The organism is Vreelandella sp. EE27 (assembly GCF_968206495.1).
Genome location: NZ_OZ309109.1, coordinates 3,643,120 through 3,657,417, shown reverse-complemented (window position 1 = coordinate 3,657,417; position 14,298 = coordinate 3,643,120). Strand labels below are relative to the sequence as shown.

At 62.1% G+C, this 14,298-nt stretch carries 14 protein-coding genes; 6 read left to right on the top strand and 8 right to left on the bottom strand.

What is annotated here, in order from left to right:
• Positions 1-309: 309 nt before the first annotated feature.
• From urtA to urtE, 5 genes are all read left to right on the top strand, one after another.
• Complete coding sequence (gene urtA / locus ACWHVV_RS17150; RefSeq protein WP_447929180.1) at positions 310-1,617, top strand: urea ABC transporter substrate-binding protein; 1,308 nt, start codon at positions 310-312, stop codon at positions 1,615-1,617.
• An 83-nt stretch (positions 1,618-1,700) separates the two neighbouring features.
• Positions 1,701-3,308: an urea ABC transporter permease subunit UrtB gene (gene urtB, locus ACWHVV_RS17145; protein WP_447927288.1), complete on the top strand. Its 1,608-nt coding sequence runs from the start codon at positions 1,701-1,703 to the stop codon at positions 3,306-3,308.
• Positions 3,309-3,311: 3 nt separating this feature from the next.
• Positions 3,312-4,460 (top strand): urea ABC transporter permease subunit UrtC, encoded by a 1,149-nt coding sequence (gene urtC, locus ACWHVV_RS17140; RefSeq protein ID WP_447927287.1) that lies wholly within the window; start codon positions 3,312-3,314, stop codon positions 4,458-4,460.
• Positions 4,457-5,293, top strand: a complete 837-nt coding sequence (gene urtD, locus ACWHVV_RS17135) for an urea ABC transporter ATP-binding protein UrtD (RefSeq protein WP_447927286.1) — start codon at positions 4,457-4,459, stop codon at positions 5,291-5,293. The genes urtC and urtD overlap by 4 nt, the downstream gene beginning before the upstream one ends.
• The gene (gene urtE, locus ACWHVV_RS17130; RefSeq protein ID WP_447927285.1) at positions 5,293-6,003 is read left to right on the top strand and encodes an urea ABC transporter ATP-binding subunit UrtE; all 711 of its coding nucleotides are present in this window, start codon (positions 5,293-5,295) and stop codon (positions 6,001-6,003) included. Before urtD ends, urtE begins: the two co-directional genes overlap by 1 nt.
• Before the next feature lie 73 nt (positions 6,004-6,076).
• Here the strand turns inward: urtE and nadS are convergent, their stop codons facing one another.
• The 7 genes from nadS to ACWHVV_RS17095 form a co-directional block, all read right to left on the bottom strand.
• Positions 6,077-6,361: a NadS family protein gene (gene nadS / locus ACWHVV_RS17125; protein ID WP_447927284.1), complete on the bottom strand. Its 285-nt coding sequence runs from the start codon at positions 6,359-6,361 to the stop codon at positions 6,077-6,079.
• Between the two features lie 47 nt (positions 6,362-6,408).
• The gene (locus tag ACWHVV_RS17120) at positions 6,409-6,873 is read right to left on the bottom strand and encodes an RES family NAD+ phosphorylase (RefSeq protein ID WP_447927283.1); all 465 of its coding nucleotides are present in this window, start codon (positions 6,871-6,873) and stop codon (positions 6,409-6,411) included.
• Positions 6,870-7,319, bottom strand: coding sequence for a type II RES/Xre toxin-antitoxin system antitoxin (parS, locus tag ACWHVV_RS17115; RefSeq protein WP_447530216.1), 450 nt, complete (start codon positions 7,317-7,319; stop codon positions 6,870-6,872). The genes ACWHVV_RS17120 and parS overlap by 4 nt, the downstream gene beginning before the upstream one ends.
• Before the next feature lie 114 nt (positions 7,320-7,433).
• Entirely contained in the window at positions 7,434-8,354 is a 921-nt protein-coding gene (locus tag ACWHVV_RS17110; protein WP_447927282.1) for a metal ABC transporter permease, read from the bottom strand.
• Positions 8,351-9,442, bottom strand: coding sequence for a metal ABC transporter permease (locus ACWHVV_RS17105; RefSeq protein WP_447927281.1), 1,092 nt, complete (start codon positions 9,440-9,442; stop codon positions 8,351-8,353). Before ACWHVV_RS17105 ends, ACWHVV_RS17110 begins: the two co-directional genes overlap by 4 nt.
• A gap of 3 nt (positions 9,443-9,445) precedes the next feature.
• Positions 9,446-10,228, bottom strand: coding sequence for a metal ABC transporter ATP-binding protein (locus tag ACWHVV_RS17100; protein ID WP_447927280.1), 783 nt, complete (start codon positions 10,226-10,228; stop codon positions 9,446-9,448).
• A 12-nt stretch (positions 10,229-10,240) separates the two neighbouring features.
• Positions 10,241-11,212: a metal ABC transporter solute-binding protein, Zn/Mn family gene (locus ACWHVV_RS17095; protein ID WP_447927279.1), complete on the bottom strand. Its 972-nt coding sequence runs from the start codon at positions 11,210-11,212 to the stop codon at positions 10,241-10,243.
• A gap of 238 nt (positions 11,213-11,450) precedes the next feature.
• Here ACWHVV_RS17095 and ACWHVV_RS17090 point away from each other — a divergent pair, with 238 nt between their 5' ends.
• The gene (locus ACWHVV_RS17090; RefSeq protein WP_447927278.1) at positions 11,451-12,821 is read left to right on the top strand and encodes a diguanylate cyclase; all 1,371 of its coding nucleotides are present in this window, start codon (positions 11,451-11,453) and stop codon (positions 12,819-12,821) included.
• A gap of 19 nt (positions 12,822-12,840) precedes the next feature.
• Here the strand turns inward: ACWHVV_RS17090 and ACWHVV_RS17085 are convergent, their stop codons facing one another.
• Entirely contained in the window at positions 12,841-14,217 is a 1,377-nt protein-coding gene (locus tag ACWHVV_RS17085) for a PepSY-associated TM helix domain-containing protein (protein ID WP_447927277.1), read from the bottom strand.
• Positions 14,218-14,298: the final 81 nt, after the last annotated feature.

The following is a 14,298-nucleotide window of genomic DNA, read 5'->3' as shown; positions in this document are numbered from 1 at the left end:
TGCTGGCTCCATGAAACGCTTTTGGTGCATGGCGTGGGCGGGTGCATCAGAAACGATCAGCGCCGAGCCTGTATTGATCCGAATTGGTGCAGCTAAAGCCGGCTAAGCCGGGTTTGGTGTTGATAACCCATTGACTTAAAACGCATGAATGCCCAAGGCGCCATCCTGGCGCATCCCTTGCAAGAGTGATAAGCGATACCTGCCCGGTTTAACGCCCCCGCAGGCCCGCTATTCAAATAACGAGCCCTTTTCAAAGGGCGCAAGGAGATCCAAGTGGCCAAACCAACGCTTCCTCTTTCCCGCCGTTTCATGACCTCTCTACTGGCTGTCGCCGTCATGGGCGCCGGCGCCCAGGCCGTGGCTCAGGAGAGTAACGACCCGATCAAGGTCGGGATTCTGCACTCGCTTTCCGGCACCATGGCGATCAGCGAGTCGACCCTGAAAGACACCGTCGAGATGCTCATCCAGCAGCAAAACGACGCGGGCGGGCTGCTGGGCCGGGATCTTGAGGCCGTGGTGGTCGACCCGGCTTCCAACTGGCCGCTGTTCGCCGAGCGCGCCCGGGAGCTGCTCGCCCAGGAAGAGGTGGACGTCATTTTCGGCAACTGGACCTCGGTTTCGCGCAAGGCGGTGCTGCCGGTGGTCGAGGAACTCAATGGCCTGCTCTTCTACCCGGTTCAGTACGAAGGCGAGGAGTCCTCGGAAAACGTCTTCTACACCGGGGCGGCCCCCAACCAGCAGGCGATTCCCGCCGTCGAATATCTGATCAACGAAGTGGGCATCGAGCGCTTTGCGCTGATCGGCACCGACTACGTCTACCCGCGTACCACCAATCGTATTCTCGAAGCCTTTTTGAAGGACGAGCACGGCATCGCGGATGAAGACATCATGGTCGACTACACGCCCTTCGGCCATTCGGACTGGCAGAACATCGTCTCCGAGATCCGCCGCTTCGGCGAAGAGGGCAAGCCCACCGCCGTGGTCTCTACCATCAACGGCGACGCCAACGTGCCGTTCTACCGCGAGCTTGCCAACCAGGGGATCGACGCCGCGGACATCCCGGTCATCGCCTTTTCGGTAGGTGAGCAGGAGCTTTCTGGTATCGACACCGGCCCGCTGGTCGGCCACCTGGCCGCGTGGAACTACTTCATGAGCGTGGACACCGACGAAAACTATGACTTCATCGACGCCTGGATCGAGCATACCGGTGATGAAGCGTCGGTCACCAACGACCCGATGGAGGCCCACTACATTGGCTTCAACATGTGGGCGGAAGCGGTTCGTAAAGCGGGCACCACCGACGTGGACGCCATCAAGGACGCCATTATCGGCGTGAGCGTGCCGAACCTGTCCGGCGGCTATGCGGCCATGATGCCCAATCATCACATCACCAAGCCGGTGCTGATCGGCGAGGTGCAGGACAACGGCCAGTTCGACATCGTCTGGCAGACGCCCTCCACGGTGGCCGGTGACGCCTGGTCGGATTACCTGCCCGGCTCTCGCGACCTGATCAGTGACTGGCGCAAGCCCATGGAGTGCGGCAACTTCAACGTGGTCAACGGCTCCTGCGGTGGCAGCACCGCGGCTGAAGAAGCCGAAGCGGCGCTGGCCGAGTAGCGTTTTCGAGTACGCCTTTTACCCGGGCCGCGTAGGCGGCCCGGGGCACGCCATCTCTTACTCATACTCAAAGGAAGAACCCGATGAGGCGTTTCCTTTTCTGGGCGCTGCTGTGCCTGCTGGCCGGCTTTTTGCCGAGTGCAGCGGCGCAAACCAGCGCCGCTTCGCCCAACGACGACCCCGGCTACGCGCTGCTCGAAACCCTGGATGTGGATTCCTACCGCGACAAGGGCGAGGCGATCACGGCCATTCTGCAAAGCGACGACGAGCGCGCCCGGGAGTGGCTCCAGGCGCTGTTGGACGGCCGATTACAGCGAACGGATGACGGTCGCTTCGTGGTCGTGTTGGATAACTCGGGGCGCAACTGGCCGGTGGAAGACGCGCTGACCGGCGAGGCGCTCGGCGAGATGTCGCGCCGCGAACTCGACCGGATCGGCATCAATAACGCGCTTCGAAACCAGCTGCGTAGCGCCATCGCCGTGGTGGATCTCTACTCGCCCAACGTGGAGCGCCGGCGCACCTCCGCGGATCGCCTGCTGGGCGAGGTGGACGACGAGCTTTTTGATACGCTGGCCACGGTGATCACGGAAGCCGACGACGACTACGTCAGCATGCGCCTGGCCCAGGCCGTGGCGATCTACCAGGCAGAAAACGGCGAGATGGAAGGCATCGAGGCGCTTTCGGGCAGCCTGCACCCCCGCGCCCGTGTAGCCCTGAACCGGGCGGCGAGCGGCGACAATCCGGCGGTGGCCGAGGCGGCGCGCAACGCCCTGGGCAATATCGAGCAGAGCCTCAAGATCAACCGCGGCGTCGAGACGCTTTACTTCGGCCTGAGCCTGGGCTCAATACTGGTGCTCGCGGCGATTGGGCTTGCGATCACGTTCGGCGTGATGGGCGTGATCAATATGGCCCACGGCGAGCTGATGATGCTCGGCGCCTACACCACCTGGATGATGCAGCAGCTACTGCCCGGACAACCCGGCCTTGCGCTGATTCTCTCGATACCGGCAGGCTTTTTGGTGGCCGCACTTGCCGGCATTGCCATCGAGCGCAGCGTGATTCAGTTTTTGAAGGGTCGCCCGCTGGAAACGCTGCTGGCCACCTTCGGTATCAGCCTGATTCTTCAGCAACTGGTGCGCACGGTGATTTCGCCGCTTAACCGCACGGTGATCACCCCGGAGTGGATGAGCGGGTCACTCGTGATCAACGACGCTTTGTCGCTCACGCTCAACCGCCTTTACGTGATGGGCTTTGCGCTTTTGGTGTTTGCCGGGCTGATGCTGGTCATGCGCCGCACGCGCCTGGGGCTCGAGGTGCGCGCCGTTACGCAGAACCGCGCCATGGCACGCTCCATGGGCATTCGCGCCACTCGGGTGGACATCATGACCTTCGCGCTGGGCTCCGGTGTGGCTGGGCTTGCCGGCGTGGCGCTTTCTCAGCTCACCAATGTGGGGCCGAACCTCGGTCAGAACTACATCATCGATTCGTTCATGGTGGTGGTGTTCGGCGGGGTGGGGAATCTTTGGGGGACGCTCGTGGCCGGGCTTTCGCTTGGCGTCATCAATCAGGTCCTCGAGCCCTGGGCCGGGGCGGTACTCGCCAAGATCATCGTGCTCGTGTTCATCATCCTGTTCATTCAAAAGCGCCCGCGGGGACTCTTCCCCCAGAAGGGCCGCGCGGCGGAGGGTTAAGCGATGAGCCTGCATTCAACCTCGAGCCGCTTCTGGCTCACCCGCCCCTTTGGCGAGCGCGCAACCCAAATATTTCTGGGCGTACTGCTGGCGGCCCTGGTGATCGTCACCGTACTGCACGTGGCGCTGCCCCGGGGCCACGCGCTGCATATCAACGCCTATACGGTGAATCTCTTCGGCAAGTACTTAAGCTACGCGCTGCTCGCCGTGGCGGTGGATCTGGTCTGGGGGTATCTGGGCATCCTGAGCCTCGGTCACGGGGCGTTTTTCGCCATCGGTGGTTACGCCATGGGCATGTACCTGATGCGCCAGATCGGCGAGCGCGGCACCTACGGCGACCCGGTACTGCCGGACTTCATGGTGTTTCTCAACTGGGAGAGCCTGCCCTGGTACTGGCACGGCTTCGACATGGCCTGGTTCGCCTTCGCCATGGTGCTGCTGGCGCCCGGGCTTCTGGCGCTGATCTTCGGCTTTCTGGCGTTTCGCTCCCGGGTCACCGGGGTGTATCTCTCGATCATCACCCAGGCGCTGACCTTTGCGCTGATGCTGGCGTTTTTCCGCAACGAGATGGGCTTTGGCGGCAACAACGGCCTGACGGATTTCCGCGAGATACTCGGCTTCAACCTGCGCAGTTCTGACACGCGCCTCGGGCTCTTTATAGCCTCCGGCGTAGCGCTGGCGCTGGGCTATATTCTCTGCCGGGCGATCGTCACCAGTAAGCTGGGCCGGGTGTGTGTGGCCACCCGGGACGCCGAGGCGCGTACGCGCTTCATCGGCTACCGGGTCGAGCGCTTCCAGCTTTTCGTGTTCGTGGTCTCGGCCATGCTCGCGGGTGTGGCCGGTGCGCTCTACGTGCCGCAAGTCGGCATCATCAACCCCAGCGAGTTCGCGCCGCTGTTTTCCATCGAGATCGTTTTATGGGTGGCACTCGGTGGCCGCGCCACGCTCTATGGCGCGGTGATTGGCGCCATTCTGGTCAACTACGCCAAGACCGTGTTCACCGGCGTGATGCCGGATGCCTGGCTCTTTGCCCTCGGTGGGCTGTTCGTGCTGGTCACCGTGCTGCTGCCCAAGGGCGTGGCCGGGCTTTTGCCCCATCTTTCGCGGCGGCGTACCCCTTCATCCAGTGAGCCCCGGGAGGCGAACGCATGAGCTTTATAGAGTCGCTAAAAGCCCGCGATCGGGTGTTCGATTTCATGACGCCGCAGGCCTCAAAGGTGGATGTGCGTCATGGCCCGATTCTCTACATGGAAGACGTCACGGTCAGCTTCGACGGCTTCAAGGCGATCGACAAGCTGAACCTGACCATCGACGACGGCGAGCTTCGCTGCATCATCGGCCCCAACGGGGCGGGCAAGACCACCATGATGGATATCATCACCGGCAAGACCCGGCCCACCGAGGGCAGCGTCTGGTTCGGCAGCCGCCACAACCTTTTGAACATGAACGAGCCGGAAATCGCGAGCCTCGGCATCGGGCGCAAGTTTCAAAAGCCCACGGTGTTCGAGGCGCTCAGCGTATTCGAGAACCTGGAGCTCGCCATGGCCGCGGACAAGCGCATCCTACCGACGCTCACCGCGCGCATGACCGGCGAGATCCAGGACCGCATCGACGAAGTGCTGGAGACCATCGGCCTGACCGGGCTTCGTTTTCAGCCGGCGGGCATTCTCTCTCACGGCCAGAAACAGTGGCTGGAAATCGGCATGCTTTTGATGCAGCGCCCAAGGCTTTTACTGGTCGACGAACCCGTAGCGGGCATGACCGAGCAGGAGATGGAGCGCACCGCAGAGCTTCTCACCGGGCTTGCCGGCAAGCAGTCGGTGGTGGTGGTCGAGCACGACATGGGCTTCGTGCGCTCCATCGCCCGCCAGGTGACCGTGCTGCACCAGGGCAGCGTGCTGGCCGAGGGCAGCATGGATCAGGTCGCCAGTGACCCGAAAGTGGTCGAGGTGTACCTGGGTGCCGACGACGAGGAGGCCGCCTGATGCTCGCCATCGACAAACTCAACCAGTTCTATGGCGAAAGCCACACGCTCTGGGATCTCGATCTCGAGGTACCCAAAGGGCAATGCACCTGCGTAATGGGGCGTAACGGCGTGGGCAAGACCACGCTGATGAAAGCCATCATGGGCGAGGTCGTGGTGAAAAGCGGCCAGCTTCGTTACCAGGGCGGCGATACCGGCGAGATCGAACTGACCAAAAAAGCGATCGAGGCGCGCTCCCGGCTGGGCATCGGCTACGTACCACAGGGCCGGCAGATTTTCCCGATGCTGACGGTGGAAGAGAACCTGCGTACGGGCCTGGCCGCCCGCGGCGACGGGCTGAAGAAGATCCCCGCGCGGATTTTCGAGCTCTTCCCGGTGCTCGAGGAGATGAAGCACCGCCGCGGCGGCGATCTCTCCGGCGGCCAGCAGCAACAGCTCGCCATCGGCCGGGCGCTTGTGATCGAGCCCAAACTGTTGATTCTGGACGAGCCGGGGGAGGGCATTCAGCCCAACATCGTCGCCCAGATCGGCCAGGTGATTCGCCAACTGATCGAAGAGGACGGCCTCACGGTGCTGCTCGTCGAGCAGAAACTGCCGTTTGCGCGCAAATACGCCGACCGCTTCGTGATCATGGACCGCGGCCGCCCGGTGGCGAAAGGCGAGATCGGGGAGCTCTCCCAGGAGCTGATCAAGACGCACCTGACGGTTTGAGTTATCCACACCCGGTTTGCGCGTGCTTCCAACCACACGGCTGTCATTTGGCTGGCGTGTGGTTGTTGAAGAATCAGTGGGCTTTCAGTGCCTGATAAAAGGCCGGGTTCTCCTGAATGGTCGCCAGCACCTTGGCTGCTAGCCCGGTCGGGTTGCGCCGCTTGCTCTCCCAGCTTTTGACGGTATCCACACTGGTGCCCATCGCTTGGGCAAACTCCGCCTGGGACACATCCAGCGCGGTGCGGATCTGTTTGACATCCGCTACCTCGAAACGCGTCACGCGAGACGCGGGGGATCGCTTCTCCTTGATCTGGACGGCTTCTTCCAGGGAGTCCTTGAGTTCGTTAAAAACGTGCATGTCGCTTACTCTTCATTCATTTTTAAGGGTGTACAGAGTACACTTTTTTAAAGTCTAGAGTCGGCTTGAAAAGAGAGTTCTTTGGCGGTGGCCGTAATTTGATCGAACAGTGGATGCGCCGGGTTGAGCATGTAGTTGAGCTCTCGCGGCACGATTACGCTGGGTAGCGCCAGTGCCAGGCTTTGTTTTGATGCCAGCCAGCCGTCGCCCAGCTCCGCGGTTTCCGCGGGTGCCGGTGCTTCTTGCCAGTTGTCGGGGAGGTCTTCTACACCAACGCGTAGAATGCTCTCGGCGGGTAGCGTCAGGCGCAGTAGTGCATAGGCATTGAGCAGACGATAGCTCTCCAGGTGCACCATGATTTCGAGAAGCGCAAGCGACTCGGAGCTTGCCACATACACACAGGTGTTGCCGGGGCTGTTCCAACGCCCGCCGTAAAGCCGTGCGCCCTCGCCATCGAAGGCGGTGTCCTGGTACTTGCGCTTGACCAGCCTGTACGCCTGAACCTCGCTCACGCGGTCACTCCGTGCTCCAGCCGGCCAATCAGGTTCAGCACCGTTTGGTACTCGGCGGAGGTCGCGCTCATTTCCACCGGCCTGCGCCCGCCCAGGCCCACATTGGGTTTGAGCAGCCAGGCGCGGGCGCTCTCGGCGTCACCTTCGAACAGATCCAGCGCCGCCTTGAAGAGTTCGGCGAAGCGGTAAAGCCGGTCGCTCTCGGCCATCTTGAAGCGCCCCGATTTGGCACGGCGGCTCAGCGTGGCCGGGGGGATATCCACATAGCCTGCCAGGGCCTTTTGCTCGATACCCGATACCCTGGCAAGCTGAGGGTAAACCCGGTATTCCACGCCTTCATGCAACAGCTCATGCAGTTTGCGACCACGGGCGGGCAGGCCAACCTGCTGCCAGAAACCGGCAGCCAGCGCTTTGGGGGGCTGGTATTGAGTAAAGGACGTATTCATTGAGTTTTCACTTGATATGTCTGTAGACTATCAAATGGTATAGGCGCGAACGTCGTTGCTGTCAAGCGATAGGCTTGGACCGCGCTGCCTGGCGCTTGACGTTCCTGCCGCCTTTTATGAGGTCGGCGGCGGCTCCACCGGCGCCTGGCGCGCCCGGCGGCGTTTGAGCACCTGGGTGGCGAGCCCATACCGCGGCCCGCCCAGAAAGGCGAGGATCAGGAACATGCCGGTCATCACCGCCATCATGCCGCCGATCGAGACGTTCAAATGCACGGCCAGGTAATAGCCGCTAATGCTTGAGGCAATCGAGATCAGCGCGCCGATGATGAACATCATCCACAGGCGGTCGGTGAGCAGGTACGCCGCGGAGGCGGGCACGATGGCAAAGGCGATGAACAGCACTGCCCCCACGGCGTCGAAGGCGGCCACGGCGGTGGAACTGGTCAGCATCAAAAGACCATAGAACAGGATCGTCGGCATGAAGCCAAAGGTTTTGGCCAGCGCCGGATCGAAGGTGGCGAGCTTCAGCTCCTTATAAAAAACACCGATAAAGGCGTAATTGAGCAGCGTCATCACGCTCATCGACACCAGCGCTTGGGGAATGGGCAGCCCAAACATGTCGACGGTATCCAGCCAGACGAAGCCGATCTCGCCCAGCAGTACCGTGTGGGTGTCGATGTGCACGTCGTGGGCGTAGATATTGAGCAGCAGCACGCCGATCGAGAACAGCGCCGGGAACACCAGGCCGATGGCGGCGTCCTGCTTTACGCGTTTGGTGTTAGCGAGCGCCTCGGTGAGAAATACTGTCAAAAGCCCGGTCAGCGCGGCGCCGATGAGCTGCACCGGCCCGCTTTGCTGCTTGGTGAGTATCCAGACGATGACGATGCCGAACACGATCGAGTGGCTGATGGCATCCGATAACATGCTGTTGCCGCGCAGCACCAAAAAGGTGCCCACCGCCGAAGAGGCGATGCCCACCATGGCGCCGACCAGAATGATCGGCAGGGCGGTGCTGTCGAGTAGTGCCTCGATCATGGCGCGACCTCCTCGAACGTGGCGACCACCTGCCGGGCCTTGGCCTGGCCGGAAGCGGTCAGCCCCCAGCCCGCCTCATCTTGCGAGTGGGCCAGATACCCCTGGCGCTTGAGCCGGGTAAGCGTTAGCCACGCACCCAGGGATAAACGGCGTGGCGCGGGTCTGGCCGGGTGTTTATAAAGCGTGTAGAGCAGCTGCTGCTGTTGCAGCTCGGCTTTCTGGCGGTAGTGTTTCATCATTCCCCACAAAAGACCGCGGCCCGGGGCCAGCGCAAGCGACAGCAGCACGATGGCCGTAGCGGTCAGTACGATCAGCGGGCCTGTGGCGAGCCCGCGGGACAGCGTGCTGATCGTCGCCCCGGATACGCCGCTGACGATGCCGACCCCCGCGGCAATCGCCAGCATCGTGCCCAGGTGGCGGCTCCACTGGCGCGCCGCCGCTGCCGGGGCGACGATCATCGCCGCCATCAGAATCACCCCGACCATCTGCAAACCAACCACCACGGCGAGTGCCACCATGGCGGTGAGCGTGGCCTCGATGGCCGTGGCAGGCATGCCTAAGGTGCGGGCGTATTCGGCATCGAAGGTGACCAGCTTGGCCTGCTTCCAGAAGGCGGCGAGCAGCGTGAGAGTCGCCAGCGTTACGCCGCCCATCACCCAGAGATCCGAGCGCAGCGTGGCGGCGGCCTGGCCGAAGAGAAAGGCTTCTAGCCCGCCCTGGGAGGCGTTGCGGGTGCCCTGGATGTAGGTGAGCAGCACGATGCCGACGGCAAAAAAGAGGCTCAAACACACGCCCAGGGCGGCGTCGGTTTTCAAGCGGCTTTTGCGGGTGAGCAGCAGCATGATGAGCGCGGCGAGCGAGCCGGTGGCAAGCGAGCCCAGCATGATGCCGCCGATGTCGCGGCTGCCGGTGATGATGAAACTCAAGCATATGCCGGGAAGCGCGGCGTGGGAGATGGCGTCGCCCAAAAGGCTCTGGCGGCGCAGTACCGCAAAGCAGCCCAGCGGCCCGCTGATCAGGCCCAAGAGAGATGCGCCGATCACCACGTTTTGAAAGGTGTAGTCCGATAAGAGCGCGAGCCAGTCCATGGGTCAGGTCACTTTCGAGGCGGGAAACATCAATGATTCGCTGTCGCCCAGCAGGGCGATCTGGCCGCCGTAGGCCTGGCGCAGGTGGTCGATCTTGAAGACCTCGTCGGCCGGGCCGGCGGCGATCACCCGGACGTTCAAAAGCAGTAGCCAGTCGAAGTAGCTGCTCACCGTTTGCAGGTCGTGGTGGACGACGATCAGGGTTTTGCCCGCGTCTCTCAAACGGCGCAGGATATCGATGATCGCCCGCTCCGTGGTGGCGTCCACCCCGGCCATGGGTTCGTCCAGAAAGTAGACATCCGCCTGCTGCACTAGCGCCCGGGCCAGAAACACCCGCTGTTGCTGGCCGCCGGAGAGCTGGCTGATCTGGCGGTGGGCAAGCTCGCTCATGCTCACCATCTCGAGCGCCTCCATCGCCTCCTGGCGCTCTTTACGGCCCGGTCGCTTGAACCAGCCCAGGCGCCCGTAAAGGCCCATGGTCACGACATCCAGCGCGGTGGTGGGGAAGTCCCAGTCCACACTCGAGCGCTGGGGCACGTAGCCCACCCGCTTGCGCTGGGCCGCGTAGGGCTTGCCGTGCACCTTCACCTCGCCGGAAAGCGACGGCACCAGCCCCAGAAGACTCTTGATCAGCGTGCTTTTGCCCGCCCCGTTGGGGCCGACGATGCCCGCCATCACGCCCGCCGGGATATCCAGATCGATATCCCAAAGCACGGGCTGGTTGTGGTAGCTCACGGTCAAGTTGTTAATGCTGAGGGCCGGCTCAGCGCTTGCGGGTATTGCCATTAAGCGTGCCTTTTATCCCTGTTGGTCGAGCTGCCACTGGCTTGCCCACTCATCCAGCGTATCGGGCAGCGGGGCAAGGGTACCGCCCAGCGCCTCGACGATATGCTGGGTATTGCGGTAAAGCATGCCCATATAGGTGCCGTCGACGGTGCCCGTATCGCCCATGGCGTCCGAATAAAGCTCGCCGCCCACGCTCACCGTGTGGCCGCGCTGCTTGGCCGCGTCGATCACCGCCTGAATCGTGCGCGGGTTGATCGTGCTTTCGACGAACACCGCCGGCACGCCGCGCTCTACCACACTATTGGCCATGCTGCGGATATCGGCAATGCCGGTTTCGGTTTCGGTGCTGATACCCTGAATGCCCTCGACCTCGATGTCGTAGGCGCGGCCATAGTAGCTAAACGCATCGTGGGCGGTGACCAGCACGCGCTGCTGCTCGGGAATGCTGGCAATGCTCTCCGTGACCCATTCGTCAAGCGCCGAAAGCTCGCCCTGGTAGCGCTCGCTATTGGCCTCGATGGCATCACGACACTCAGGCCGCGCCTCTATCAAGGTGTCGCTCAGCGTAGGTACGATCTGCGCCCAGAGTGAGATATCCATCCACAGGTGCGGGTCGACGCCGTAGGCCCCCTGGGCGCTGATCAACGCGTCCTCGCCGATCGAGGCCGGGGCCACGGCCAAAGTCGGTGTGCGTTTGGAGAAGTTCTCCAGCACCGAGCCGAGCTGGCCTTCAAGCGAATAGCCGGAGTAGAGAATCTGCTCGGCGCCGCGCAGTAGCGCCACATCGCTGGCGCTGGCCTGGTAAAGGTGTGGGTCGACCCCCGGGCCCATCATGGCCTCGACGCTAACGCACTCGCCGCCCACCTGTTGGGCGACATCGGCAATCATGCCGATGGTCGCCACCACATTCAGCGGCTCCTCGGCCAGGGCCTGCGAGCTTAGCGGCAAAAGCCCCAACGCCATGATCGCGCGTTTTAGTGCCATGGATACCTCCGGGCATCGAATGAAAAGAAACCGTGCATTGCACTGCGCAATTTATTTTACATGCAGTAAGAAGTATAGCCTTTGCTAAGTTTCTTGCCTTACAAAAATTATGTCAAGCCGCCGCGTCCTTCACCGAACTAAAAATGTGCGCAAACCATGATGTGGATAAAAAAACCTAAGGCGAATTTTTGTTAATGTTATCGTTTGGTCTAATTAATCTTAATTGGCGGGGTGGACGATGCGCTATAAAGATAAGTACCAGCTAGTGACCCAGTGGGAGACGCTTCAAGAGCGTACGCCCAGGTCGGTACGCCAGGCAGTGGCTCAACTGGTCTACGCCTATCATGAGCCGTTCGCCCACCATTTCTACCACACCATGATGGAGGACCCTCACGCCAAGCTGTTTCTGTCCCATGACCAGGTCAAGCAGCGCTTGAATCCTTCGATGCAGCGCTGGCTGATTTCGATGTTCAGCGAGGAGCACGATGATTTACTGGCATTGGTAGAGCAGCAGGAGAAGATCGGCCAGATTCATGCCCGGGTCGATATTCCGGTCAACCTCGTTCTTGGCGGTGCCCGCCAGCTAAAACAGGCTTTTTATCAGCGCATCGAAGAAGACCTTTGCGAAGCGCACACGGCGGGCCGCGCCGCTATTTACGTTTCTGACACGATCGATATGGCCATGGAGATCATGAGCTACGCCTACTCGGTCGCCAGCGAGCGCAACGCGCGTACCGAAGAGGCGTACAAGCTCTTTACGCTCACGCAAAATATTGGCGATGAGCGCGAGCGGCAGCGTTCGGCGCTGCTCGATTGGGAGAATACGCTGATGTATGCCGTAGCCTCGCAGCAGCCGGTTCAAACCCTGCTGCCTCTTGCGAGCTCCGAGTTTGGGCTCTGGTATTTTCACAAGGCAAGCCACGTGTTCGAAGGCGTACCCGAGATCGGGAGTATCACCGGCTGCATCGAGCGGATCGACCACCAAACCCTGCCCGAGCTGGCCCGGCCGGAGGCGGAGCAGCGCCAGGCAGCGCTTGCCAGTATTCGTGACGGTATTCGCAGCATTTTGATGCTGCTGGACGACATGCTCAAGCGCGCCTCCCAGCTGGAGGCCGGGCGCGATAGCTTGACGCTGCTACTGAATCGCAAGTTCCTGCCGGTGGTGCTGGGCCGCGAAATCGAGCTTGCCCGCCAAGCCGGCAAGCAGTTCGTTTTGTTGATGCTCGATATCGATCACTTCAAGTCGATCAACGACCGCTTCGGTCACGAAGCCGGCGACCACGTGCTGCAGCACGTGGCCAGTATCATGGAGCGCTCCACCCGCGGCGGCGACTATGTGTTCCGCATGGGCGGCGAGGAGTTTTTGATCGTGCTGGTCAATAGCTGCGCCGAGGGCAGCCGCCTGTTCGCCGAGCGGCTGCGCCAGGCCATTGCCAAGGAGTCCATGCTGGTCGGCGCCGACACGCTGCTCAACGTCACCGCAAGCTTCGGCCTCGCCTTGTACGATGGCCACCCGGACTACCAGCGCACGATCCAACGCGCCGACGAGGCGCTTTATAAAGCCAAACACACCGGGCGTAATCGGGTCGTGATGGCGGATAACGGCTAGCCTGAACGTCCTGGCGCCTTCACGCTTGGCGAGATGTGAAACGGCGCTCCTGCAACGGGCGAACCAAAAACCAGTCGATGACCAGCATTACGGCAATCGCCGCACCGGTCAGCGGAAACAGCACCCCGCCGATTACCAGAATGGCGATGATGCCGCGAAAGGCGCGTTTATCTGTAGGCAGTGGCGGCACGCCGACGCCCCCTTTCGGGCGGCGTTTCCACCACATCACGCCGGCACTGACACATAGCCCGATGATGGCGATACACACCGCCAGAAACACCAACTGGTTCGCCAGGCCGAATTCCTGGCCCATGTGGACGCTAATGCCGAATTCCAGCCAGCGGCCCAGCGGCCCGTAGTCTTGGTAGCTCATGTCCACAAGCGGCTCGCCGCTGTACTGATCCAGATGCACCACGCGCTGCTGGCTTGAATCGTTGGGGTAGACCGAGCCCGTGTACACGCCCGTGGCGCTTCCTGGCAGGCTCACCGCGAAGCCGTCATGCAGGCCGAGCCTCTCGAAGGTCGCCACGGCCTCGTCCAGGCCGATACCCGCCTGGGCCGCTGCTGGAGTGGGCGCGTTGGATTCGGGAATGCGCGCTTGCTCCATCGACCAACTGGTGGTCGTTCGCTCGCTCAAGCGCGCCTCGGACATCGGCACCTCGACCCGCACCCCGGCGGGGTAGCCGAAGTTGTTGCCGTTGGCCCATTGGTTCACCTGGCCACCCCAAACCCCGGACCAGGGCATCCCGGTGATCGCCAGAAACAGGATGAAGCCGCCGACGAACAACCCCGTCACCGCATGCAAATCGCGCCAGAACACGCGTTTTTTCGGCGTGCCGCGCACGCTGACCACACCGCCGTTGGCTTGGCGCCGGGGCCACCACAGGTAAATGCCGGTCAGCACCAGCAGAATCGCGAAGCCGCCGGTGATCTCGATTAGCTTGCGCGGCGTGGCGCCGAAAAACTTGAGGCTGTGCAGGGTGCGCACCGTCCACATGAGGGTGCCCTGGTCGTCCAGCGTGCCGAGCACGTTGGCGGTGTAGGGGTTTACATACACCGCCAGGCGCTCGTCTTGTGGGGTGCGCACGGTGATTTCCGCCGAGCTTTCCGGAGTGGCCGGGGCGGTGTACTTCAGGGCCGTGCCTGGCTGTGCTTCGAGGGCCGCGCTCACCAGCGCCGAGGGCGCAGCGGTGCTCGCTTGAGCCTCCACGCGTTTGACGTCGGCGTGAACGATGGCGTCGATCTCATGATGAAAGAGATAAAGTGCGCCGGTGATCGACAGCATAATCAAAAACGGCAGGACCAGAAGGCCAGCATAGAAATGCCAGCGCCAGACGGCGAGGTACATATCGAACGGCTTTTCCGCCGTCGACGGGGTAGTGGCGTGAGATGACATCACGGCTCCTTGAGCGCCCGATTAATGGGCGCTTTGATAGCGACAAGCGCCTGGCGGTCAAAAGCCGTCAGGCGATCAGAA